Source organism: Pseudomonas sp. sp1636 (assembly GCF_030376615.1).
GTDB lineage: Bacteria > Pseudomonadota > Gammaproteobacteria > Pseudomonadales > Pseudomonadaceae > Aquipseudomonas.
This window is the reverse complement of sequence record NZ_JARRAB010000029.1, coordinates 1-23,671: the sequence shown is the minus strand read 5'-3', so window position 1 is coordinate 23,671 and position 23,671 is coordinate 1. Positions and strand designations below refer to the sequence as shown.

Here is a 23,671-nt window from a genome sequence, read left to right as displayed (position 1 = left end):
GGAGCCGCAGACCTTGTTCAGGGTCAGCGCCGGCACCGCATGGGGCAGGCCGGCGAGGATCGCCGCCTGGCGCGCCGGGTTCTGCCCGCTGCCGGCGGTGAGCACCTGACCGAGGATCACTTCGTCGACCTCGGCGCCGTTCAGGCCGGTTTGTTCCAGCAGGCGACGGATCACCGCGGCGCCCAGCTCTGGGGCGGGGATACCCGCCAGCGAACCCTGGAAGCTGCCGACGGCGGTGCGGGTGGCGGCGACGATAACGACTTCTTGCATGCTGAGACTCCTGCGAGTTGCGTCGATGCCGTTCGCGGCATCGACAAGCGATGGGTATCGCTGCGCTCCACCCATTCTACAAATAGAAAACCCGCTGCGCAGGCGGCCATGCGTGGTGGCCGCCTGCGCAGCGGGGAGCTGCTCAGAAGGTCATTTCGATGACATCGTCCGGCACGATCAGCGGGCCTGCGGTCTTGGCGACGATCTCCTCGATGCTCACCCCCGGCGCGCACTCGCGCAGGATGAAATGGCCGTTGTCGATTTCCAGGTAGGCCAGGTCGGTGAGCACCTTGCGGATGCAGCCGCAGCCGGTGAGCGGCAGGCTGCAGTGCTTGAGCAGCTTGGACTCGCCATCCTTGGAGGCGTGGGTCATGGTGACGATGATGTTGTCGGCGCCGGCGACCAGATCCATGGCGCCGCCCATGCCCTTGATCAGCTTGCCGGGGATCATCCAGGAGGCGATGTTGCCGTTGACGTCCACCTCGAAGGCGCCGAGCACGGTGAGGTCGACGTGGCCGCCACGGATCATGGCGAAGGATTCGGCCGAGGAGAAGATCGACGCCCCTTTACGCGCGGTCACCGTCTGCTTGCCGGCGTTGATCATGTCGGCGTCCAGCTCATCCTCGGTCGGGAAGGCGCCCATGCCGAGCAAGCCGTTTTCCGATTGCAGCATCACATCGATGCCGTCCGGCACGTAGTTGGCCACCAGGGTCGGGATGCCAATCCCTAAGTTCACGTAGTAACCGTCTTTCAATTCGCGCGCCACACGCTGAGCCATCTGTTCGCGGGTAAGTGCCATGGCGAAAACCTCTTGTTGTAGTCGTGACTGGATGATCAGGCGCGCAGGGTGCGCTTCTCGATCCGCTTCTCGAAACTGCCCTGGATGACGCGATCGACGTAGATGCCCGGGGTGTGGATGTGGGCCGGATCGAGTTCGCCGGGTTCGACGATTTCCTCCACCTCGACCACGGTGATGCGCCCGGCGGTGGCCACCAGCGGGTTGAAGTTCTGCGCGGTGTGGCGATAGATCACGTTGCCGAAGTGGTCGGCCTTCCAGCCCTTGACGATGGCGAAGTCGCCGGTGATGGCCGGCTCCAGGATGTAGTGGCGGCCGTTGATTTCGCGTGCCTCCTTGCCTTCGGCGACCGGGGTGCCGTAGCCGGTGGCGGTGAAGAAGGCCGGGATGCCGGCGCCGCCGGCGCGCAGTTTCTCGGCCAGGCTGCCTTGCGGGGTCAGCTCGACTTCCAGCTCGCCGTTGAGCAGCTGCTGCTCGAACAGGGCGTTCTCGCCGACGTAGGAGGCGATCATCTTGCGGATCTGCCGGTCTTCCAGCAACACGCCCAGGCCGAAACCGTCGACCCCGCAGTTGTTCGAGACCACGGTCAGGCCGCGCACGCCAAGGCGGCGGATCTCGGCAATCAGATTTTCCGGAATCCCACACAGGCCGAAGCCGCCGGCCAGCACGGTCATGTTGTCGGTCAGCCCGGCCAGAGCCTCCGCGTAACTGCCTACCCGCTTGTCGAGTCCACTCATATTGCTGCGCCTCTTGTCATTGTCGGTTTGGCAGCCGGGCTGCCGTAAGAACCTGCCTCGGAGCTGCTGCGCGTCGGCCATGCAGCGTTGAAGTCGAGTTCGGATCGCTCATTTAAGCTCGTAAATTCCGCGTCCTCGCTCAATTTCGCCTTGCCTGGCTCTAGCTCGCGAGCTCCGAAACAGGTTCTGGAGCGATTGAGAGCTTCACCCCTGGAGACTGATTTGTTAAGTTTGTTTTTCTAAGCCATTAATCACGAAAACAAATCAATGACCGTCAAGCAACTGCGCGCCTTCCTCGCCGTGGCCCAGAGCCTGAGCTTCGTCCAGGCTTGCGAGCGCCTGCACCTGTCTCAGCCGGCCTTGAGCCTGGCGATCAAGAACCTTGAGCAGTCCCTCGGCGGCCCCTTGCTGGTGCGCACCACCCGCAGCGTCGGCCTGACCCCGGAAGGCGAACTGCTGCTGCCCATCGCCCGGCGCCTGCTGACCGACTGGGACAACACCGAGGAGCTGCTGCGCCAGCACTTCACCCTGCAACTGGGCAAGGTCTCCATCGCCGCCATGCCCTCCTTCGCCGGCAACCTGCTGCCGGTGGCGCTCAAGGCATTTCGCAATCGTCATCCGCGGGTCAACGTGGCGGTGCATGACGTGATCAACGAACAGGTGCTGGAGATGGTGCGCAACCGCCGCGTCGAGTTGGGCATCGCCTTCGAGCCGGATTCCCTCGAGGGGCTGGACTTCATCCCCTTCTATACCGACCGCTTCGTCGCGGTGGTGCCCGCCGACTGCCCGCTGGCCGAACGGCCCGAGCTGAGCTGGGCGCAGTTGCTGCAGGAGAGCTTTATCACCCTGCAACGCCCCTCGGCGGTGCGTCTGCTGCTGGAGGACAGCGTCGCCGCCGAGCACGGCCGGCTGCCGGTGGCCTTCGAGAGCCATCAACTGGTGACCGTCGGCCGCATGGTCGCCCAGGGTCTCGGGGTCAGCGCCGTGCCGAGCCTGTGCATCCAGCAGATGGAGGAACTCGGCGCCCGTTGCGTCGCTCTCTACGGGCCGCGGGTGGAACGCCGGGTCGGCCTGCTGCGCCTCGCCGAGCACGAACTGTCGACCGCGGCCCAGGCCCTGAGCGATGTACTGCTGCACGTCACGGACTGGAACAGCCTGAATCTTCCGCGGCTCGAAACAGCGCCGGACGGCAGCTGACGGCGTCCGCCAGGCAACGCCGCCGACTGCGTGCCATTATGTAAGGCATGTCATGCAGCCTGCGGCGTCGATTACTCAGCGGCGCTGGGAGGACAGATGAACCTACCACTTTGGATCCCCTCGCCGGAACGCATCGCCGCCACCCGGATGGACGCCTTCCGTCGTTTCATCAACCGGCGCCATGGCCTCGACCTGGCCGACTACCCGGCGCTGCATGCCTGGAGCCTGGCGCAGCGCGAGGCGTTCTGGCAGGCCATCGTCGACTTCTTCGAAATCCGCTTCGCCGAACAGCCCCACGCCGTGCTGGAAGAAGGCCTGCTCATGCCCAGCGCGCGCTGGTTCCCCGGCGCCCAGCTGAACTTCGCCGAGCACCTGCTGCGCCGCCGCGACCACCACCCGGCGCTGGTGGCCGTCGGCGAGGACGGTTCGCGCGAGCAACTGAGCTACGCCGAGCTGGCCGCCCAGGTCGCCGGCTTGCAGCAAAGCCTCAAGGCCACCGGGGTAGGCATTGGCGACCGGGTCGCGGCCTTTATGCCCAATACCTGGCAGACGCTGGTCGGCATGCTCGCCGCCAGCAGCCTCGGTGCCACCTGGTCATCCTGCTCGCCGGACTTCGGCACCCAGGGGGTGATCGACCGCTTCGGTCAGATCGAGCCCAAGGTGCTGATCGCCGCCGCCGGCTATCGCTATGCCGGCGAGAACTTCGACCTGACCGGCAAACTGGGCGAAATCCTCGAACAGCTGCCGTCGCTGCAGCAGCTGATCGTGGTGCCCTACTCCAACCCGGATACCAAGCCGAGCGACTTCCAGACCTCGGCCCGGGTCGCCCTGTGGCAGGATTTCTACCAGCCCGGCGGCGAGCCGCAGTTCACTGCCGTGCCCTTCGATCACCCGCTGTACATCCTCTACTCCAGCGGCACCACCGGCGTGCCCAAGTGCATCGTCCACGGCAGCGGCGGCGTGCTGTTGCAGCACGTCAAGGAACTCGGTCTGCACAGCGACCTGCACGCCGACGACTGCCTGTTCTACTACACCACCTGCGGCTGGATGATGTGGAACTGGCTGGCCTCGGGTCTGGCCCTGGGCGCGACCCTGGTGCTGTTCGACGGCTCGCCCTTGCACCCGGGTGCCGAGCGTCTGATCGACCTGATCGATGCGGAGAACATCAGCATCTTCGGCACCAGCGCCAAGTACCTGGCCGCCCTGGCAAAGGCCGGCGCCAAGCCGGGCAGCACGCATCGGCTGGAACGCCTGAAAACCGTCCTGTCGACCGGCTCGCCGCTGTCTCCTGAGAGCTTCGAGTACGTCTACCGTGAGATCAAACAGGACATTTGCCTGTCGTCGATCTCCGGCGGCACCGACATCGTCTCCTGCTTCGCCCTGGGCAACCCGCTGCTGCCGGTGTGGCGCGGCGAACTGCAGTGCAAGGGCCTGGGCATGGACGTGCAGGTGTGGAACCAGGCCGGCCAGCGGGTTATTGGCCAGAAAGGCGAACTGGTCTGCACCCAACACTTCCCCTCGATGCCGGTGGGTTTCTGGAACGATCCGGCTGACGAGAAGTTCAGGGCCGCCTACTTCGACACCTTCCCCGGCGTCTGGGCCCACGGCGACTACGCCGAGGAAAGCGTCCACGGCGGCCTGGTGATCCACGGCCGCTCCGACGCCGTGCTCAATCCGGGAGGGGTGCGCATCGGCACCGCGGAGATCTACCGCCAGGTGGACAAGATCGAGGAGGTATTGGAGTCCATCGCCATCGGCCAAGACTGGAACGACGACGTGCGCGTGGTGCTGTTCGTCCGTCTGCGCGAGGGCGTCACCCTCGACGAGGCGCTGCAGGCGCGCATCCGCCAGGCGATCCACAGCAACACCAGCTCGCGCCATGTGCCGGCCAAGATCATCGCGGTGGCCGACATCCCGCGCACCATCAGCGGCAAGATCGTCGAACTGGCGGTGCGCAACGTGGTGCACGGCAGGCCGGTGAAGAACACCGACGCCCTGGCCAACCCCGAGGCGCTGGAGCTGTACAAGAACCTGCCCGAGCTACAGAACTGATGGCCGATGGACAGGGTAGAACGGATCGAATAGCGTCGAACGGCGACAGTTTGCGCGCGGAGGCTGCCACGCCGCCGCGCTGAGCCCCGCCCTAGGTAATGGACAAAGACCGTGCACAAGCCTGACTACAAGATCAGAACCATGACCCGCGCAGAAGTCGCTATCGCCATCGACTGGGCCGCGGCAGAAGGCTGGAACCCAGGATTGCATGACGCCGATTGCTTCTATGCAGCCGACCCTGGCGGATTCCTGATCGGCTTGCTGAACGATGAACCCATCGCGGTCATTTCGGTGGTGAAATACGGCAGCAGCTTTGGCTTCCTCGGCTGTTACATCGTCAAACCGGGATACCGGGGCCAGGGCTATGGCATGCAGATCTGGAACGCCGGCCTCGCCTACCTCGGCAGCCGAACCATAGGCCTGGACGGCGTGGTGGCGCAGCAGGGCAACTACATGAAGTCCGGGTTCACCCTGGCCAATGCCAACGTGCGCTATCAGGGTAGCGCTGGCGGGGACTTTCCAGCCGACCCGCACATAGTGCCTCTATCCACCCTGCCCTTTGCCGAACTGGCCGACTACGACCGGCAGTTGTTTCCCGAGAGCCGCAGCGCGTTCCTGCGTTGCTGGATCGCTCAACCGGACAGCACCGCCTTCGGCATCCTCCGGGCGGGCAAACTGGCGGGTTACGGGGTGCTGCGTAAATGCCGTGCTGGTTACAAGATAGGCCCCTTGTTCGCCGCCAACGCCGAACTGGCGGAGCGACTGTTCCTGGCGCTGAAAGCCCGCGCCCCCGACGGCGCAGCGATTTTTCTGGATACGCCGGCGACGAACGCCGCGGCGCTCGAGATGGCCCGACGACATGGCATGACGGTATCGTTCGAGACCGCCCGCATGTACCTGGGCGCCCACCCGGAGCTGCCCATCGAGCGCGTATTCGGGGTGACCAGCTTCGAACTCGGCTAGCAGGCCGGCCATGAGAACTTGAGCAACCACTTCAGGGATGAACAGATGAAGCGCAGCTACCACCTCGCCCAGGTCAATATCGCCAAGCCGTTCCCGGCACCGCAGCATCGCACGCCGATACGCGAAACGCAGGCCTGATCGCCTGCCTCGCCGGCCACTTACACGACGACCTGATCACCACCACGGAAAGCCCATGCAACTGATCGGAATGCTCGATTCGCCCGATGTCCGCCGTGTCGCGGTGTCGCTGCAATTGCTCGAGGTGCCGTTCGAACACCGCGCGATCTCGGTATTCGGCACCTATAAACAATTTCGCCAGATCAACCCGGTGGTCAAGGCCCCCTCGCTGATCTGCGACGATGGCAGTGTGCTGATGGAATCGACCCTGATCCTCGACTACACACAGAGCCTTGCCGGCCCCGGCTTGACCCTGCGCTTATCCACGTGCCGTTAGCGGCTTGGCTTGACTCGGCTATTCTTTCGCCGCCCGCAAGCGGAACGCCCCCGTTGCGTCCCGCCTGACGCAGGGCGAACCATTCGGGTTGTAACAATGACCCCAAGCATGCCTCTAAGCAGTACGCTGAGGCTGCTTGCGAGCACTATCTGCAGGCTGCCTTGGGAGAAGCTGATGGACGATGAACAGGAACTGCTCAGAAGACTTCGCCGGGGCGACAACGGCGCCTTGGAAACGGTCATCAAGTTGCACCACGCCTTTCTGGTCGCCATGGCCATGCCCTTGGTCGGTTCCGAATCGGCCGACGATGTCGCCCAGGAAACCTGGCTGAAGGCCTTTGCCGCAATCGGCAAGTTCGAGGGCCGTTCCAAGCTGCGCACCTGGCTGGCCCGCATCGCCATCAACGAGGCCCACGCCATAAGACGCAAACGAGGCCGGGAGGTATCGCTGGATGGTTGGGGCGTCGATAACGGTTCGCCCATCGCTTCCCGTTTCAACGAGCAGGGTGCCTGGGATGTCCCGCCCAGCCAATGGCACCATGAAACCCCCGAAGAGCTGCTGACCGAAGCCGAGTTGTACGAGTGCATTCGCAAGCACCTGCACAAGCTGCCCAGCGACCAGCAGAGCGTGGTGATGATGCGCGAGTTGGGCGGACTGGATTACCCGGAGATCGCCCAAGCCCTGGGCCTGGCCGAAGGCAATATCCGCGTGCTGCTGCACCGCGGGCGGCAACGCATGCATGCGATGCTCAACCACTTCGAGGAGATCGGAACATGCTGACCTGCCGTGAAATGTCGGAACTCGGCTCCGATATCATCGAGAGCCACCTGAGCCTTCGCACCCGCCTGGCAGTGCTCATGCACCTGCGCATGTGCTCTCGCTGCAAGCTGTACATCAAGCAACTCAGGCTCACCTCCGATGTGCTGCAGCGACTGCCGTTTCAGGATGAAACGGTCGATAGCCAAGCCATCCTCAAGAAGCTGCAAACGCCCGATCAATAGACCGCGTTGTAACAAACAGCCAAGCGATTGCTCGGCGATTGTGAGCATATCGAGCGCCGTCGCGAGGCTGTCTCCAGGCGCTCACGTAGCGCAACGCTGCAGCGGTGCTTCCCTGGTGATGCCGGCTTTGCTGGCACCTCCCCCCTGTTTCAGTCAGCAGAGCGCAGGCCATCAATCAATGCGAACACCGTAGAACACACTTGGGCGGCACGTCCCTGTGCCAGGGGTGGGGACACCGGCGTTGTTGGCATCTCCCCCCAAGCTGCAAACAGCAAGGTGCAAGCCTTCAATGAGGGCTGCCATAGAGTGCTCTGTCCCTCAGGATGGGCGACTTGTAGCTGGGCGCCAACATTTCGTTCTGCTGGCCCTGCTGTTCGAGCGCAACACCTGCGGCGGTGGGCTGTTCCTTGATTATCTGAGCAAAGCGCTCACCGGAGTCCTGGCTGGAGCTATTACTCACCAGCACCTCTTGCTGCAGGCGGTAATCCATCAGCCGGTCACTGCCGCCTTCGGCCTGTACCGTAGTCACGGCAGCGGCCATCATCAGCGCGGCCAGTGCCGTCATGCCCAGTATCGATTTCATGGCGTCATCCTCCAAAGATGCGTTACCCATCATTCGGATGACTGGGGAGGCTCTTTGTTACAAGCGATCTGCCCAGTGCCCCGGCATCCGCCTCGCCGCAGGGTGGCCCCGAAGGGGTGAGCGCAGCGAATCAAACCGCAGTGCACGAGCTGGACATGAGCATGTTGAGGCTGCTTGACTCGCCTTGCGGGTCAGCCTTCGGCTGTGACCACCTTCGCTGCATGGCAACGCAGCAGAGCCGAGCGCAGTAGTTTTTCAACGGCCTGCTAGCCATTGCGGTCGGGCCTGTGCATAGATCATCGCCCTCCTCGCTTGGGTGTGGCTGGTGCCCTTAGATCCCCGCCCGCCCCGGATCCTCGGGCGGCAACTCCTCCTCGATCGCTTCCAGCTGCAACTCCAGCCCCCAGTCGCCACTCTCTGCCGCCTTGGCCGGTGGGGCGGCCGCGACAGCCTGCGTCTGGTTCGCCGGGTTCTCCCGATACAGCTTGAGCTTGAGGCGCACATTGTTCGCCGAGTCGGCATTCTTCACCGCTTCCTCTTCGTCGATGGCGCCCTCGTGAACCAGGTCGATCAGCGCCATGTCGAAGGTCTGCATGCCGAGGTTCTTCGACTTCTCCATGATTTCCTTGATCTCGGAAAACTCGTTGCGCTTGATCAGGTCGCGGATGGTCGGCGTGCCGAGCAGCACCTCCACGGCGGCGCGGCGCTTGCCGTCACTGGTCTTGACCAGGCGCTGGGAGACGAAGGCCTTGAGGTTGTTGCCCAGATCGTTGAGCAGCTGCGGGCGACGGTCTTCCGGGAAGAAGTTGATGATCCGATCCAGCGCCTGGTTGGCGTTGTTGGCGTGCAGCGTGGAGATCGCCAGGTGGCCGGTGTCGGCGAAGGCCAGGGCATGCTCCATGGTCTCGCGGTCGCGGATCTCGCCGATCAGGATCACGTCCGGGGCCTGGCGCAGGGTATTCTTCAGCGCGGCGTGGAAGCTGCGCGTGTCGACGCCGACTTCGCGCTGGTTGACGATCGATTTCTTGTGCCGATGGACATACTCGACCGGGTCTTCGATGGTAATGATATGGCCGCCGCTGTTGCGGTTGCGGTAGTCGATCAGCGCCGCCAGGGAGGTGGATTTACCCGAGCCGGTGCCACCGACGAACAACACCAGGCCGCGCTTCTCCATGACGGTGCCGAGCAGCACCTCGGGCAGCTTCAAGTCTTCGAACTTGGGAATATCCAGCTTGATGTTGCGCGCGACTATGGACACCTCATTGCGCTGTTTGAAGATGTTGATCCGAAAACGCCCCACGCCGGCCAGGGAAATCGCCAGGTTCATCTCCAGTTCGCGCTCGAACTCTTCGCGCTGGGCGGCATCCATCACCGATTCGGCAATGGCGGCTACCTCGCCGGCCTTCAATGGTTCCTGGCCGAGCGCCTTGAGCACGCCATTGAATTTGGCACAGGGCGGCGCGCCGGTAGACAGGTAAAGGTCGGAGCCATCCTGACTGGCCAGGATTTTCAACATTGCGTGGATATCCATGAACAGCCCTTGTGTCGAGTGGATTTAATACGTCAGGCCAAGATTCGCCCATGTCCCTGGTAAATCGGCATTTTTTAAAAGTGACGCCATTCTGATGACGCAGCAAACACTGGCACAATAAGCGCCCGCTGAAAATGAGGAGCTCGTCATGGCAAAAGCAATGGCCCGCCATATTCTGGTGAAAACCGAAGCAGAAGCCGCCGCACTAAAGAAGCGCATCGCCGCCGGAGAGGCCTTCGATGCACTCGCGCGCCAGTATTCCACCTGCCCGTCCGGCAAGCGCGGCGGCGATCTCGGCGAAGTGCGCCCAGGGCAGATGGTGCGGGCGATCGATCAGGTCATCTTCAAAAAACCCCTGCGCGAGGTGCATGGCCCAGTGAAAAGCCAATTTGGCTATCACCTGGTACAGGTGTTCTACCGCGACTGAGGCGCGCCAAAACCAGCCCATCTGTCCTCCCGGCCATGAACTGAATCACGGACAGGTTCACGCCCATATGAATGGCGTCTGTCAGGGTATCCTGACGATCGTCCAGCCAGCCTTCACGGAACCGCTGCACCCGCTCCAGGAGCTGCTGCGATGATTGGCATGCTCGGCCAATATCGGATCCCGTGTAGAGCCTCTGCTGTTACGGACGAGGATGGGGACTTAACAGTCAAGCTGGCATTCAAATTGACGGTGATTTGCTCTGCCATGAGGCTATGCCATGCGTCTAGCTTTTCGTTCAAGCTCGGCTCTCAACTGTTCTTTTGGCATTCGGCGTCCTGGGGCCGCTCGGATTGGGGAAACTCCATGTGGAAAGCCGTCCAGCCATTTGCGGAGGTGCACCAGATCCTGCCCTGGTGGGCCTCAATGATCGACCGGGTGATCGCCAGGCCCAAGCCGGCATTGCTCGGGCTGCCCTCTCGGCGCGCTGGGTCGGCGCGGTAAAACCTGTCGAACAGTCTTTCCAGGTGTTCCGGCGGGATGGTTTCCCCAGGATTCTCCACGATTAGCTGTGTGGAGGAACCGCTCTGGCGGATCTTCACCGAGATGGTTTTTCCTGCGGGGGTGTAACGCAGCGCATTGGACAGCAGGTTCGATATGGCTCGGTGCAACATCAATACATCGCCCCGAACAAAACCGGCCCCTGAGACCCTGAGCCCGATGCCACGGTCGTCGGCCAGCAGTTGGTAATAGTCGAGCAGCTTGCCAACCACCACTTCGAGGGCGATTTGCTCGTGCTCTGGGATGATCAAGCCATTATCCGATTTGGCCAGGAACAGCATGTCATCGATCATCCGCGCCATGCGTTTGAGATCCTCCAGGTTCGAGTAGAGGTTCTCCTCGTAGGCGTCGACGTCGCGTTTTTTGTTGAGAATGACCTCGGTATGGGTCATCAGGCTGCTGACTGGCGTTCTTAGTTCATGGGCGATGTCCGCGGAGAAGTTGGAGAGCCGCACGAAGGCATCGTCCAGCCGGCCCAGCATGGCATTGAACGAGGACACCAGTTGTTGCAACTCCAGGGGCACAGCCTCCAGTGGAATGCGCGCCTTGAGTGACTTGGCCGACACCGAGGTGGCCAGTTGGGTGACCTGCCGCAACGGTCGCAGACCACTGCGGGCAACGACCCAGCCCAGCCCCGCGCTGAGCAGGGCACTGATGATCAGGCCGATCCAAAACCAGCGCTGCAAGGTCTCGAAGAAGGACATGTGGTTGGTGACATCGAGCACCAGCATCACCGTAATCGGCTTGCCCTGGTCTGGCGCGCTCACCTGCGCAGTGATACCGCGGTACATCTGTTGTTGGTCTTGCCACTCCCACAGCGTTCGCCCGGGGTGCGCGCGGAACCGCTGCGGGATGTCGAGCTGCCCCGGGTCGGCGAACAGCACGCGGCCGTCGGCCGCCAGGATGATGGCCGCCAGATCTCGGTGCGCGCCGAACAGGGCGCGAAACTGAGGTTGCAACCGTTCGAAACTCCCCTCGCCCGCCGCGCCGCCGAGAATGGCCTGGGTGGACTCGAGTTTTTCAAACAGAACCTGCTGATCCAGCAGCTTGAAGTGATGCTGACTGAGCCGATTGAAGCTCAACGCCGCAACGGTCAACACGGCCGCCACCGCCAACATGAACATCAGACTCAGGCGGGCGGTCAGGGAAAGTTGCTTCATTCCGACCCCGGCTCCTCGAGCATGTAGCCCATGCCGCGCACGGTATGAATAAGCTTCAGCGCGAAGTCGTCGTCGATCTTCGCCCGCAAACGTCTGACCGCCACCTCGATGACATTGGTGTCGCTGTCGAAGTTCATGTCCCAGACCTGCGAAGCAATCAGCGACTTGGGCAGCACCTCACCGCGGCGCCGCAGGAGCAACTCAAGCAGGGCAAACTCCTTTGCGGTCAAGTCGATACGTTTGCCGCTGCGAATGGCCCTGCGCTTCAGCAGATCCACTTCCAGGTCGGCAATCTTCATGCTAGTCAGAACCGGCGCACTGTTACCCCGGCGCAGCAGCGTCCTGACGCGGGCCAGCAGTTCCGCGAAGGCAAAAGGCTTGACCAGGTAGTCATCCGCACCCAATTCGAGCCCCTTTACCCGATCCTCGACCCGGTCACGCGCGGTCAGGAACAGCACCGGCACATCCTTGCCGGCGGCACGCACCATCCGCAGCACTTCCCAGCCCTCCAGACCCGGCATCATGACGTCGAGGATCAACAGGTCATAGGCTTCGCTAAGGGCATGCTGGAGAGCATCGGTGCCGGTGGTAACCAGATCGACGTTGAACCCTGCTTCTCTGAGCCCCTGTTGTAAGTAGGTGCCGGTTTTCGGCTCATCCTCAGCTACCAATAGTCTCATGCGATTTTACTCATGCGAATGTCGGCTCAAGTGTGCCGTGAAAAGCGCTAGCCAACCAAAACCTGACAAAAATGTAATCCGGGCGCCAGCCTGACGTCAGGGAGAGTTATCTAGGGTGACCATGAGCACTGGATATGTGCTTCTCCGCCATTTGGCACTCACTATGCCATGGGCATACCGCTGGCAGCCGGCCTGCTGCTGTCGCCGATGATCGCCGCCCTGGCAATGTTGCATACTGCTAATGAATCCCCCAACAACCCGGAGAAAACCCATGCATGACACCACGATGTGGCCATTCGGATCTTTGATGATGGTGCTCTTTGCTGCCCTCGTTATCCTGCCATTTAGTTTAATCTTCAAAAAAGCCGGTTATTCACAGTGGCTGGGACTGTTGATGATTCTGCCAATCGTCAACCTGGTTCTCCTGTACTTTCTGGCCTTCTCAACTTGGCCTTATGACAAGGCGCACCATAGCCCGCGCGACTGAGTGGCCGGTTCATCGACCGTCATCGAATGAAAAAGCCAGACGCTGAGGCAAGCGCATAAACCTGAGGTGCCCCATGAGAGTCTCCACCAAGAAACTAGGCGAGTACCCATGGGCCTTACGTCCGTTCTTCTGGAATCAGCGAAGAAAATACGGCGCCGTGCTACAGCCCGGCCTGTTATGGGCACGCGTACCGAAACTGTTCGCCGCGGTCGCGGTTCTTTATGGCGTGCTCGACAGAAAAGGCTCGCCCCTGCCCCCGACCTTGCGCTCATTGGTTACAGTGCGGGTCTCGCAAATCAACTGGTGCGATTTCTGCATTGACATAAACTCTGCCACCCTCGCCAACCGCACCGGCTCCATGGACAAAGTCGAACAACTGGCGCAGTGGCGAGACAGCGACTTATTCGATGAAAAAGAGCGAGTGGTACTCGACTATACCGAGGCCATCACCTACTCGGACCAACAGGTAAGTGATGCACTGATGGCCAGACTCCGTCACTTCTTTGACGAGGACAGCATCATCGAATTGACCGGCCTTATTGCATTCCAAAATCTTTCAAGCAAGTTCAACAGTGCCCTGGATGTGCGGTCTCAGGGGTTCTGCAAAATCCCCCAGCACTTAGTCAGCAAATAAATCCGGCATGGTTTCCCGCCGCCTATCGCCCCCCATGGAAGTTATGGCTACGCCCTGCGCAGCGCGCGAGACAGCCCCGGCGCTGGGCGTGGATCACGCGACCAATCATCAGCCTGAAGGCCGGGAGCCTCTCGAGTGTTAACCGTCAATTTAGGGCCGCTAACCCTGGCCGTCCCCCACCTGCTACTGATCGGCAGCCTGCTGCTGGCGACGCTGAGCGGCTGGTGGGTCGGCCGCGCCAGCGGCCGCAATCCCGAACAACAGCTGTTCCGGCTGCTGCTGGTGGCCTTGTTGGTGGCGCGCTTGGCCTTCGTGGCGAGTTATTTCGAGCACTACCAAGGCGAACTGTGGAAGGTCGTGGACATTCGCGACGGCGGCTTTATCGCCTGGCCGGGCGTGATCGCGGCGCTCCTGCTCGGTGGCTGGCAGGCCTGGCGCGACCGCGCTTTGCGCCAACCGCTCGGCGTGGCGTTGACGGTCGGCGTGCTGAGCTGGGGCTTAACCACACTCGCCTGGCAGGCCCTGGAGCAAGGCACACGGCTGCCCGAACTGACTCTGCGCGATAGCCGCGGCGCTCCGGTAGAGCTACAGGATTATGCTGGCAAGCCTCTGGTGATCAACCTCTGGGCGACCTGGTGTCCACCCTGTCGGCGGGAAATGCCGGTACTGGCCGAGGCCCAGGCCAGGGAAAGCGCGTTGACCTTCCTGTTCGTCAACCAGGGCGAGGGCCCGGGCGAAATCCGCCGTTTCCTCGACAGCGGCGGGCTAGGGTTGCAAAACGTACTGCTCGACAGCGACGCACGACTCGGCCAGCAAGTCGGTTCCATGGCCCTGCCCACCACGCTGTTCTACGACGCCAAGGGTCGCCAGGTCGGCAACCATCTCGGCGAGTTATCCCGCGCCAGCCTCGCGCGCGCGCTGGAAAACCTGAAAGAGGGTAGCCAGCCATGATGCGCGCCCCACACTTCTCTTTTTTCTCGCGGCCTTGAGCCTGTCAACCCTGCGGTCTGCTTAGGCGTCCCGCCGGTCATGCAATAGCGCCACCCCGAGAGATATTGCTGCACAGCGACGAGTCTCAGGAGCGCTGGATTGAAACGGCATGACTCGGTGTCGCCACGCCGAACTGAATAGCTGGGCGACGCCACCAAGATCAGTGCCTGAGTTGAAAACAAGCCCACGCTTATGGCTACGGCTGGCAAGCTGACCGAACTGTAATATTCACCTCAGCTTTCTGACAGGACGTGCCGGGTAAGGTTGCTTCGAGTCTGAAGCTCACCCCCCCAAGATCATCCCGAGTGTGAATCAACGGGGGGCTTAGCAAATCCCACGTCACCTAAGGATGCCCAAATGAAGTCCATGAAAACGCTTATCGCCATCGCCGCCCTGAGCCTTTCCTCCCTGGCCATGGCCGAGGGTGGTGCCGATCGCACGCTAGAGCGCGCCGTGGCCATGCGCGACGCCGCCGAGACCGTCCTGGCGCAGGCAGAACAGGCCCCAGCCGGCCAGCGCCACACCCAGATGGCCAAGCACATGAACATGCTCGACGACATGATGCAGGAACTGCATGCGAGCCCCGACGCCGCCATGGGCAGCGAGCAGCACCTGGCGTGGATGGAGCAGCACGACAAGCTGGTAAATGACGCATTGGCTCAAATGCAGCGGCAGCACAAGCTGATGCGCACCGAGTGCCAGCAATAGCCCTTATCTTGCAAGCCTTGGTTGATTGCTCCCTGAACCTGACGGCGCCCTTGGGCGCCGTTTTTTTGAAACTGACAGAAATGTAATCATCCGCCAGTGGCAAATGTGGCAACTTCTCGTAGCGCTAATTGGTCGCATCCGCAGATGACTGCCACAGGCAAACGAGCCAGGGAGTCGGCAGGAAGCGCCGTTCACAGAGTGCAGACTTGCAGACCGCCCCGGCTGTTCAGCGCTGATTTCCTTTGATTGATGGGACACAAACGGCATGCAAGCGAAAACCTCGAGGCGAACCTTCGTCAAAGGCCTGACCGCCGGCGGCATACTGGCGGGCCTGGGCCTGTGGCGCACCCCGGTGTGGGCAGTCACCAGCCCCGGCCAGCCGACCATGCTGTCGGGCAGCGATTTCGAACTGTTCATCGGCGCAACCCCGGTGAACATCACCGGCGCAGCGCGTACCGCGCTGACCATCAACGGCAGCCTGCCCGGCCCCATCCTGCGTTGGCGCGAGGGCGACACCGTGACCCTGCGCGTGCGCAATCGCCTGAGCGCAGACACCTCGATCCACTGGCACGGCATCATCCTGCCGGCCAACATGGATGGCGTGCCCGGCCTGAGCTTCCACGGCATCGCGCCCAACGGCCTGTACGAATACAGATTCAAGGTGCAGCAGAACGGCACCTACTGGTACCACAGCCACTCGGGGCTGCAGGAGCAGGCCGGGGTCTACGGGCCTATCGTCATCGACGCCAAGCAGCCGGAGCCCTTCCAGTACGACCGCGACTACGTGGTGATGCTGAGCGACTGGACCGACGAAGAGCCGAACCGCTTGATGGCCAAGCTGAAGAAGCAATCGGACTACTACAACTTCCACAAGCGCACGCTCGGCGACTTCATCGACGACGTCAGCGAGCAAGGTTGGATCGCCGCCGTGGCCGACCGCAAGATGTGGGCCGAGATGAAGATGAGCCCCACCGATCTGGCCGACGTCAGCGGCTACACCTACACCTACCTGATGAACGGCCAGGCCCCAGACGGTAACTGGATCGGCCTGTTCAAGCCGGGCGAGAAGCTACGCCTGCGTTTCATCAACGGTTCGGCCATGAGCTATTTCGACGTGCGCATCCCCGGCCTGAAGATGACCGTGGTGGCCGCCGATGGCCAGTACGTGGAACCGGTCAGCGTCGACGAGTTGCGCATCGCCGTGGCGGAAACCTATGACGTGATAGTCGAGCCGGCCGGTGCCGAGGCCTACACAATCTTCGCCCAGTCCATGGACCGCAGCGGCTATGCCCGCGGCACCCTGGCCGTGCGCGAAGGCCTGAGCGCTGTGGTGCCCGAGCTCGACCCGCGCCCGCTGATCGGCATGGGCGATATGGGCATGGACCATGGCAGCATGGGTGGCATGGCGGGCATGGACCACAGCAAGATGACCGGCATGGGCGATATGGCCGGCATGGATCACAGCACGATGGCCGGCATGGGCGACATGGCCGGCATGGATCACAGCAAGATGGCCGGCATGGGCGATATGGCCGGCATGAGCGGGCAGATGCAGTCCCACCCCGCTTCCGAAACCAACAACCCGCTGGTCGACATGCAGACCATGATGCCCAGCTCGAAGCTCGACGACCCGGGCCTGGGCCTGCGTGACAACGGCCGGCGGGTGCTGACCTATGCCGACCTGCGCAGCACCTTCGCCGACCCGGACGGCCGCGAACCGAGCCGTACCATCGAACTGCACCTGACCGGACATATGGAGAAATTCGCCTGGTCGTTCGATGGCATCAAGTTCTCCGATGCCGAGCCGCTGCGCCTCAAGTACGGCGAGCGCCTGCGCATCACCCTGGTCAACGACACCATGATGACCCACCCCATTCACCTGCATGGCATGTGGAGTGACCTGGAGGACGATAACGGCAACTTCATGGTGCGCAAGCACACCATCGACATGCCGCCCGGCTCCAGGCGCAGCTACCGGGTCACCGCCGACGCCCTGGGCCGCTGGGCCTACCACTGCCACCTGTTGCTGCACATGGAAATGGGCATGTTCCGTGAAGTGCGAGTGGATGAATAAAGGAATCTGCCAATGAGCCTATTAGTGAACCCGAGAACACTGGTCGCTGGCGCCCTGGCACTGGTGCTGGGCAGCGTTGCTGCCGGTACGGCCAATGCCGCCCAGCCAATGGATCATTCGACAATGGGCCACGCTGGCATGCCAGCCATGGCGCCCGGCCAGATGGATGCCATGGATCACAGCCAGATGAACCATGGCAGTGCCGAGCAAGCCCCCAGAACCATCAGCCGCACGCCTATCCCGGTGCTGACCGATGCCGACCGCGCCGCCGCGTTTCCGCCGCTGGCCGGTCATGGGGTGCACGACAAGATGCTCAACTGGTTCCTGCTGTTCGATCAGTTGGAGTACCAGGACGCCGACGAAGGCAGCGTGCTCAGCTGGGATGCCTCAGCCTGGATCGGCGGCGACATCGATCGCCTGTGGCTGCGTTCGGAAGGTGAGCGGATCAACGGCATGACCGAAGAGGCGGAGATTCAGGCACTCTGGGGCCATGCCATCGGCCCCTGGTGGGAGTTGGTCGGCGGTGTGCGCCAGGACTTCGAGCCGGGCTCGGCGCAGACCTGGGGAGCCTTCGGCATCCAGGGCATGCCGCTCTACGGCCTGGAAGTCGAAGCCACCGGTTTCGTCGGCGAGCAAGGGCAGAGCGCCCTGCGCCTGGAAGGCGACTACGACCTGCTGCTGAGCAATCGGCTGATCCTGCAGCCGACGGTCGAGGTCAACTTCTACGGCAAGAACGACCCCGAACGCGGCCTGGGCTCCGGCCTGGCCAACAGTGAAATCGGTCTGCGCCTGCGCTACGAGATTCGCCGTGAGTTCGCCCCTTATATAGGGGTCACCTGGAACCGCGCCTACGGCAATAGCGCCGACCTGCTGCGCGATGAGGGCGGGAATGATAACGAGGCACGCTTGGTTGCCGGTATTCGCATGTGGTTTTGAGGACCTGAAATGAAAAGAACAATAAAGACCCTGGTCGCCGCGAGCATCGTCGGCGCCGCCGCCGTCACCGCCGGTGCCTACTTCGGCCTGGTCAACGTGGGCGCCGACGATCCACACCTGCCGGCCGTACACGCCTTCCTGAACATGGCCCGGGAGCGTTCCATCGAGGTGCGCTCGCGGGATATCCCGGTGCCCGACCTGGAAGACGCAGCGCTGATCCGCGCCGGGGCCGGCAACTACAACTCGATGTGCATCGGTTGTCACCTGGCCCCCGGGGTCGCCAAAACCGAGTTGAGCCAGGCACTCTACCCGGCGCCGCCGAACCTGACCAAGGTCAGCGTCGATGGCAACCCGGCGGCGACCTTCTGGATCATCAAGCACGGCATCAAGGCCAGCGGCATGCCGGCCTGGGGCAAGAGCATGGGCGACCCCTATATCTGGGGCATGGTCGCCTTTCTGCAACAGTTGCCCGAACTCGATGCCCAACGGTACCAGGCCCTGGTCGCCTCCAGCTCTGGCCACCAACACGGTGGCGGCGAAACCGAGATGCACAACCATGAAGGCCAGCACGGCAGCGCGGAGGCAGGCGCAGATCAGCATGCCGGCGAAATGGCCGGGATGAGCCACCCTGATGAAGCCGCAGCCGACCAGCATACCGGCGACCTGGCCAGCGTCGGCGACCACCATGCCGGCGAAGCGCCCGGAACCAGCCACCACGACGCCAAGCCGGCGACCAAGACCCACACCCACGCCGATGGCAAGGAGCATGTGCATGCCAACTAAATCACAGCTGTACCGGGCCGGCATCCAGGCCACCGCTCTGGCAGCCCTGCTCTTCGGTGCCGCGAGCCAGGCGGCCGAGCCTTTGAACATCGATGTGCACCGCGACGCCAACTGCGGCTGCTGCAAGCAATGGGTCGCGCACCTCGAAGCCAATGGCTTCAAGGTCATCGACCATGTCGAATCCAACATGACCCTGGTCAAACAGCGTCTGGGAGTGGCGCCAAGGCTTGCGTCCTGTCACACCGCAGTGATCGACGGCAAGTTCGTCGAGGGCCATGTGCCGGCGGCGCAGATCATCGAATTGAGCAAGCGTCCCGACCTCGTCGGTATCGCAGTGCCGGGTATGCCCGCTGGCTCACCTGGCATGGAGGTCGGCGGCAAACAACAGGCCTACCAGGTCATCGGTTTGACCCAAACGGGCACCGACCAGGTTGTAGCCGAATATCCCGTGAAATAAGGCCGCGCCCGCCGCTCAACACCCGGCCGCTCTGAATTAGCCGGCGGGCCGCTCATAGGCATCGGATCCAGGCCATGCCCAGGAGTTTTCTTTGATGCTATCTACAATGAAGGCTAACTATCTCCATCACACGGTAACCGGCCTGTCGGCGACCATCCTCCAACACCGCTCAGAGCGAGCACGGCCGCACTGCTTCAAGGCACTGCCCATGGCGAGGCGAGCCGCCATGGCAAGCTTGCAACTGGCCGTCTAAACGGCTCGCAACGCGCCGAGGGCGAGCTATGAACGGGCCAGCATCACCTCACAACGCAATGAACCGCTGCAAGCGCCAAGACCTGGCCTGGCGCTTGGCGCTCGCCGGCCTCTTGGCCCTCTTCCTGCTGGCCGGCAGCCAGGCGGCGGAACCGATTACTAATACGGGCTCCCCTGCCGGTCTGACTATCTGGCCCGAGCCAAAGCCAGTACCGGAAGTCAATTTCATGGATGGTGAGGGCAACCCGCAGAGCCTGGCTGACTTCAAGGGCAAGATCGTGTTGCTCAACGTTTGGGCAACCTGGTGTGGGCCATGCCGCCAGGAGATGCCGACCCTGGATCGGTTGCAGGCGCAGCTCGGTGGCGCCGATTTTCAGGTGTTGGCACTCTCAGTCGATCAAGACGGGGAGCAGATAGTGCGGGACTTCTACACTGAGATCGGCATCCAGCACCTTGAGCTTTATATCGACGAAGGCGCCCAAGCGAACCGTAGCCTCAACGCCTTCGGCTTACCGGTTACCCTGGTGTTGGATCGCCAGGGCCAGGAGCTGGGTCGCAAGCTCGGCGCCGCCGAATGGGACAGCCCGGAGGTCATCGAGTACCTGCGGGAGGTCATCGCTTCAGCCCAGGAGAAATAGCCGGTGCTGAGCCTGAGCAGCGTCGGTATCCTGAGCGCCTTTGCCGCCGGGATGATCTCGTTTCTTTCACCTTGCGTGCTGCCGCTGGTACCCGGTTATCTGTCTTATATAGCCGGTCGGTCGGTGGACGAACTGCAATCAATACAAAGCCGACGCGAGCGGTTCAGCGTGATCGGCATGAGCCTGACTTTCATTCTCGGCTTCTCCACGGTTTTCGTCGCATTGGGGGCCAGCGCCACAGCGCTGAGCCAGCTGTTACTGACCTACCAGCAGGAAGCGAACCTGATCGGTGGGATCATGGTGATCACGTTCGGGCTATTTATGACCGGCCTGATCAATCCGCGTTGGCTGCATATGGACGTGCGCTTTGTCCATCGATTCGATGCCAAGCTCGGCCCCCTGGCCACTTATGCCCTGGGCATGGCCTTCGCCTTCGGCTGGACACCCTGCATCGGCCCTATCCTGGGTAGCATCTTGACGGTGAGCGCCGCCGGTGGCGCCGCCGGAGCCAACGGCATCGTGCTGCTGTCCATCTACTCGCTGGGCCTGGGCGTGCCCTTTCTGCTGACCGCCCTGTTCACCAACCATTTTCTGGCCCATATGAAGCGCCTTCGTCGTTGGAGCCGGGCGATCCATATCGGTTCAGGTGTCATCCTGATCCTCATGGGGCTGGCCTTGGCCACCGGTCAACTGTCGACCCTATCGTATTGGCTCCTGGAGGCGTTTCCGGCGCTGGGCAGGATCGGCTAGCCCTGCAGGCAGGAACTGGCAAGCTGACCGAACTGTAATATTCACCTCAGCTTTCTGACAGGGCGCACAGGGTAAGGTTACTTCGAGCCTGAAGCTCACCCCCAAGACCATCCTGAATGTGGATCAACGGGGGCCGACCAAATCCCAGTTAAGGATGTCCAAATGAACTCCATGAAAGCGCTTATCGTCATCGCCACCCTGACTCTTTCCTCCCTGGCCATGGCCGAGGGAGGCGCCGATCGCACCTTCGCGCGGATGGAGCAAGCCGGAAAAGTCGCCTATCCGCTCGCCCAGCAGCAGAAGGCCGAATCGCCAATGGCCGACAGTAAGACCCAGATGGCCGATCACGCCAACTGCTGATCGCCAGCAGACCGGCCAACCTTACAGAAATGTAATCACCCTGAAGGTCGAGATGTGGCAGTTTTGACGCTCGCTGGCGCGTACATGACTTGTAGCGACAGCGGGCAAGACTAGCAGGAAGTCTGAAGCCCCGACTAAAGCGGCCCAATCTCAAGCGCTATACGTTGGTCGCCAACCCTCGTTAATTGCAGGTTGCTTGCGAATTGTCCCCTATTTCGACCTCAACTAGGCTCCGCGGCATGAAACGACACCTGCATCTGCTGTTGCTTCTGCTGCTCAGCTTGGCGCTTCCTCTGAATGGGGTGGCGGGCCTGCTGGTGTTCAGCGAACCTTGCCCCATGGAGCAGCAAGGCCACTCGATGGATGGCATGCAGGACAGCTGCTGTGACGATCAGCAGCAGCCACTTTCCAGCAGCAAGGTCTGCAAGACTGGTCAGGATTGCAAGACCAATAGTGCCGTGCAAGTCTCTGTCATAAAGACCCCGATCATTGCTTCGAGCCAGTCGGCTCATTCGCTTACCCTAGGTCTTTTCCCCACGCCGACACCTTCCGCTTTCTGGCGCCCTCCCCGCGCCTGATTCCCGTACCGAGCTGAGTTCCGTTTCGCCCCGTTTGCCGGCGAGACGCTGTGTGTGCACCCGACTGGGTGCGCGCCGGATCATCCACAGGAATCGTGAACATGAATTTCCGACGCTATCGCCGGGGGCGCCCGTATCTGGTGGCCCTCACGCTGTGCGCGCTGGCCGTGCCCGGCCTCGCCGCCGCTCTTACCCTGGATCAAGCCCTGCGCCTTGCCGAGCGCGAGGCACCGTCTCTTGCTGCCCAAGCGGCCAACCTGGATGCAGCCACCCACGCGGCCATCCCTGCCGGCGAACTGCCTGACCCCAAGCTGGCCCTGGGCCTGCAGAACGTCCCTATCGAGGGCGGCAATCGCTGGCGGCTGGATCGCGAGCCCATGACCATGCAGATGGTCGGGGTCATGCAGGAGGTACCCAATCGAGCCAAGCGCCGCGCCCGGGTCGAGGCCGCCCAAGCAGGCATCGACAGCGCCGGTGCGCTGGAGCGGGTCGAGCGGCTCAAGGTACGCCGGGAAACCGCGCTGGCCTGGATAGGTGCCCTCGCCGTAGAGCAGAAGCTGCAATTGTTCCAAACCCTGTACAACGAGAATCGCCTGCTGGCCAAGGCCGTGCAGGCGCGGTTGGCCGGTGGCCGAGGCCAGACGGCCGACAGCCTGGTGCCCAAGCAGGAAGTGGCGCTGCTCGCCGAGCAGGAGGATGAGCTCGAGCGCAACCGCACGCAGGCGCGTGCCGCGCTACGCCGCTGGGTCGGCGCGGCAGCCGAGGAACCACTGTCCGGCGCCTGGCCGAACTGGCAGGTCGATGACCTGAGTTATCGCCACCACCTGCAACGCCACCCCGAACTGCAGGTGTTTGCCCCCATGACCCATGAGGCGCAGGCGCAAGTACGCCTGGCCGAAGCCGACAAGAAACCGGACTGGAGCTGGGAATTGGCCTATCAGAAGCGCGACGAGGCGTTCGGCGACATGGTCTCGCTGCAGTTCACCTTTGACCTGCCACTGTTCAGCGCCAGCCGCCAAGACCCGAAGATTGCGGCCAAACGCGCCGAGGTGTTGCGCCTGGAAGCCGAGCGTGAAGCAGTGACGCGCGATCACACCCAACAGCTGGACGATGACCTGGCCGAGTATCGCCGCCTGGATCGTGCCCTGCAGCGCAGCCGCCAGACCCTGGTGCCGCTGGCCGAGGAGAAGGTCAAGCTGAGCCTGGCCGACTATCGCGCAGGCACCGGTGAGTTGATGACGCTGATCGGCGCGCGCCGCGAGCTCATCGAGAACCGCCTGAAACAGATCGACTTCACCGAGCAGCGCGCGCTGACCAGCGCCCGACTGTATTTCGCCTATGGGGAGAATACCCAATGAATTCACCAATCAAACGCTTGGCGCTGCTGAGTGGCCTGACGCTGGCTCTGGGAGCAACAGCATTCTACGCCGTCAGCAGTGCAACGGTCGTCGCCGAGGAGCAGGAACTGACGACTAAAGAGGCCGCCCAGACCGAGCGCAAAGTGCTCTATTGGTACGACCCCATGTCGCCGCAGCAGAAATTCGACCAGCCGGGCAAGTCGCCGTTTATGGACATGCAGCTGGTGCCGCGTTATGCCGACGAGGGTGGCGACAGC

At 62.5% G+C, this 23,671-nt stretch carries 26 protein-coding genes and 2 pseudogenes; 21 read left to right on the top strand and 7 right to left on the bottom strand.

What is annotated here, in order from left to right; genetic code table 11:
• The 3 genes and pseudogenes from P8H27_RS20065 to P8H27_RS20055 form a co-directional block, all read right to left on the bottom strand.
• Positions 1-270 (bottom strand): annotated as a pseudogene (locus P8H27_RS20065) (acetyl-CoA C-acetyltransferase); the annotation flags it as partial.
• Positions 271-412: 142 nt separating this feature from the next.
• Positions 413-1,069: a CoA transferase subunit B gene (locus P8H27_RS20060; RefSeq protein WP_289639503.1), complete on the bottom strand. Its 657-nt coding sequence runs from the start codon at positions 1,067-1,069 to the stop codon at positions 413-415.
• A 35-nt stretch (positions 1,070-1,104) separates the two neighbouring features.
• Positions 1,105-1,803 (bottom strand): CoA transferase subunit A, encoded by a 699-nt coding sequence (locus P8H27_RS20055; protein ID WP_289639502.1) that lies wholly within the window; start codon positions 1,801-1,803, stop codon positions 1,105-1,107.
• A 267-nt stretch (positions 1,804-2,070) separates the two neighbouring features.
• On the opposite strand from P8H27_RS20055, the gene P8H27_RS20050 reads away from it, so the two are divergent.
• From P8H27_RS20050 to P8H27_RS20025, 6 genes and pseudogenes are all read left to right on the top strand, one after another.
• Positions 2,071-3,000, top strand: a complete 930-nt coding sequence (locus P8H27_RS20050) for a LysR family transcriptional regulator (RefSeq protein WP_289639501.1) — start codon at positions 2,071-2,073, stop codon at positions 2,998-3,000.
• Positions 3,001-3,096: 96 nt separating this feature from the next.
• On the top strand, positions 3,097-5,052 hold the full coding sequence (locus tag P8H27_RS20045) for an acetoacetate--CoA ligase (protein ID WP_289639500.1): 1,956 nt from the start codon (positions 3,097-3,099) through the stop codon (positions 5,050-5,052).
• A gap of 111 nt (positions 5,053-5,163) precedes the next feature.
• Positions 5,164-6,015: a GNAT family N-acetyltransferase gene (locus P8H27_RS20040; RefSeq protein WP_289639498.1), complete on the top strand. Its 852-nt coding sequence runs from the start codon at positions 5,164-5,166 to the stop codon at positions 6,013-6,015.
• A 193-nt stretch (positions 6,016-6,208) separates the two neighbouring features.
• Positions 6,209-6,448, top strand: a pseudogene (locus P8H27_RS20035) (glutathione S-transferase N-terminal domain-containing protein); the annotation flags it as partial.
• 195 nt (positions 6,449-6,643) lie between these two features.
• Positions 6,644-7,249, top strand: a complete 606-nt coding sequence (locus tag P8H27_RS20030; protein ID WP_289639497.1) for an RNA polymerase sigma factor — start codon at positions 6,644-6,646, stop codon at positions 7,247-7,249.
• Complete coding sequence (locus tag P8H27_RS20025) at positions 7,243-7,470, top strand: anti-sigma factor (protein ID WP_289639496.1); 228 nt, start codon at positions 7,243-7,245, stop codon at positions 7,468-7,470. The genes P8H27_RS20030 and P8H27_RS20025 overlap by 7 nt, the downstream gene beginning before the upstream one ends.
• A 286-nt stretch (positions 7,471-7,756) precedes the next feature.
• Here P8H27_RS20025 and P8H27_RS20020 read toward each other — a convergent pair whose 3' ends face one another.
• Both P8H27_RS20020 and P8H27_RS20015 read right to left on the bottom strand, forming a co-directional pair.
• Complete coding sequence (locus tag P8H27_RS20020; RefSeq protein WP_289639495.1) at positions 7,757-8,053, bottom strand: hypothetical protein; 297 nt, start codon at positions 8,051-8,053, stop codon at positions 7,757-7,759.
• 331 nt (positions 8,054-8,384) lie between these two features.
• Entirely contained in the window at positions 8,385-9,584 is a 1,200-nt protein-coding gene (locus P8H27_RS20015) for a PilT/PilU family type 4a pilus ATPase (protein ID WP_289639493.1), read from the bottom strand.
• A gap of 148 nt (positions 9,585-9,732) precedes the next feature.
• Between P8H27_RS20015 and P8H27_RS20010 the strand changes: the two genes are divergently transcribed.
• Positions 9,733-10,011 carry a peptidylprolyl isomerase gene (locus P8H27_RS20010; RefSeq protein ID WP_289639492.1) on the top strand — a complete coding sequence of 93 codons (279 nt, stop codon included), beginning with the start codon at positions 9,733-9,735 and terminating at the stop codon, positions 10,009-10,011.
• Between the two features lie 308 nt (positions 10,012-10,319).
• Here the strand turns inward: P8H27_RS20010 and P8H27_RS20005 are convergent, their stop codons facing one another.
• A complete protein-coding gene (locus P8H27_RS20005) occupies positions 10,320-11,729 on the bottom strand; it encodes a heavy metal sensor histidine kinase (protein ID WP_289639491.1) in 1,410 nt (469 codons plus the stop codon).
• On the bottom strand, positions 11,726-12,409 hold the full coding sequence (locus tag P8H27_RS20000) for a heavy metal response regulator transcription factor (protein WP_289639490.1): 684 nt from the start codon (positions 12,407-12,409) through the stop codon (positions 11,726-11,728). The genes P8H27_RS20005 and P8H27_RS20000 overlap by 4 nt, the downstream gene beginning before the upstream one ends.
• A gap of 271 nt (positions 12,410-12,680) precedes the next feature.
• Here P8H27_RS20000 and P8H27_RS19995 point away from each other — a divergent pair, with 271 nt between their 5' ends.
• The 14 genes from P8H27_RS19995 to P8H27_RS19930 form a co-directional block, all read left to right on the top strand.
• Positions 12,681-12,896 carry a hypothetical protein gene (locus tag P8H27_RS19995; protein ID WP_289639488.1) on the top strand — a complete coding sequence of 72 codons (216 nt, stop codon included), beginning with the start codon at positions 12,681-12,683 and terminating at the stop codon, positions 12,894-12,896.
• Positions 12,897-12,969: 73 nt separating this feature from the next.
• Entirely contained in the window at positions 12,970-13,530 is a 561-nt protein-coding gene (locus P8H27_RS19990; protein ID WP_289639487.1) for a carboxymuconolactone decarboxylase family protein, read from the top strand.
• 135 nt (positions 13,531-13,665) lie between these two features.
• Positions 13,666-14,481 carry a TlpA disulfide reductase family protein gene (locus P8H27_RS19985; RefSeq protein ID WP_289639486.1) on the top strand — a complete coding sequence of 272 codons (816 nt, stop codon included), beginning with the start codon at positions 13,666-13,668 and terminating at the stop codon, positions 14,479-14,481.
• A 396-nt stretch (positions 14,482-14,877) separates the two neighbouring features.
• Positions 14,878-15,228, top strand: coding sequence for a co-regulatory protein PtrA N-terminal domain-containing protein (locus P8H27_RS19980; protein WP_289639485.1), 351 nt, complete (start codon positions 14,878-14,880; stop codon positions 15,226-15,228).
• 265 nt (positions 15,229-15,493) lie between these two features.
• Positions 15,494-17,302 (top strand): copper resistance system multicopper oxidase, encoded by a 1,809-nt coding sequence (locus P8H27_RS19975; RefSeq protein WP_289639484.1) that lies wholly within the window; start codon positions 15,494-15,496, stop codon positions 17,300-17,302.
• Between the two features lie 12 nt (positions 17,303-17,314).
• Positions 17,315-18,238, top strand: coding sequence for a copper resistance protein B (locus P8H27_RS19970; RefSeq protein ID WP_374761377.1), 924 nt, complete (start codon positions 17,315-17,317; stop codon positions 18,236-18,238).
• A gap of 9 nt (positions 18,239-18,247) precedes the next feature.
• Complete coding sequence (locus P8H27_RS19965) at positions 18,248-19,021, top strand: cytochrome c (protein WP_289639483.1); 774 nt, start codon at positions 18,248-18,250, stop codon at positions 19,019-19,021.
• Positions 19,011-19,478: a DUF411 domain-containing protein gene (locus tag P8H27_RS19960; RefSeq protein ID WP_289639482.1), complete on the top strand. Its 468-nt coding sequence runs from the start codon at positions 19,011-19,013 to the stop codon at positions 19,476-19,478. The genes P8H27_RS19965 and P8H27_RS19960 overlap by 11 nt, the downstream gene beginning before the upstream one ends.
• A gap of 347 nt (positions 19,479-19,825) precedes the next feature.
• Entirely contained in the window at positions 19,826-20,368 is a 543-nt protein-coding gene (locus P8H27_RS19955; RefSeq protein ID WP_289639481.1) for a TlpA disulfide reductase family protein, read from the top strand.
• A 3-nt stretch (positions 20,369-20,371) separates the two neighbouring features.
• Positions 20,372-21,118, top strand: a complete 747-nt coding sequence (locus P8H27_RS19950; RefSeq protein WP_289639480.1) for a cytochrome c biogenesis CcdA family protein — start codon at positions 20,372-20,374, stop codon at positions 21,116-21,118.
• A gap of 162 nt (positions 21,119-21,280) precedes the next feature.
• Positions 21,281-21,478 carry a co-regulatory protein PtrA N-terminal domain-containing protein gene (locus P8H27_RS19945; protein WP_289639479.1) on the top strand — a complete coding sequence of 66 codons (198 nt, stop codon included), beginning with the start codon at positions 21,281-21,283 and terminating at the stop codon, positions 21,476-21,478.
• Positions 21,479-21,717: 239 nt separating this feature from the next.
• Complete coding sequence (locus tag P8H27_RS19940; RefSeq protein WP_289639477.1) at positions 21,718-22,056, top strand: hypothetical protein; 339 nt, start codon at positions 21,718-21,720, stop codon at positions 22,054-22,056.
• Positions 22,057-22,157: 101 nt separating this feature from the next.
• A complete protein-coding gene (locus tag P8H27_RS19935; RefSeq protein ID WP_289639475.1) occupies positions 22,158-23,414 on the top strand; it encodes a TolC family protein in 1,257 nt (418 codons plus the stop codon).
• The coding region (locus P8H27_RS19930; protein ID WP_289639473.1) for a heavy metal-binding domain-containing protein at positions 23,411-23,671 on the top strand (261 nt) is incomplete at its 3' end. The genes P8H27_RS19935 and P8H27_RS19930, both read left to right, overlap by 4 nt.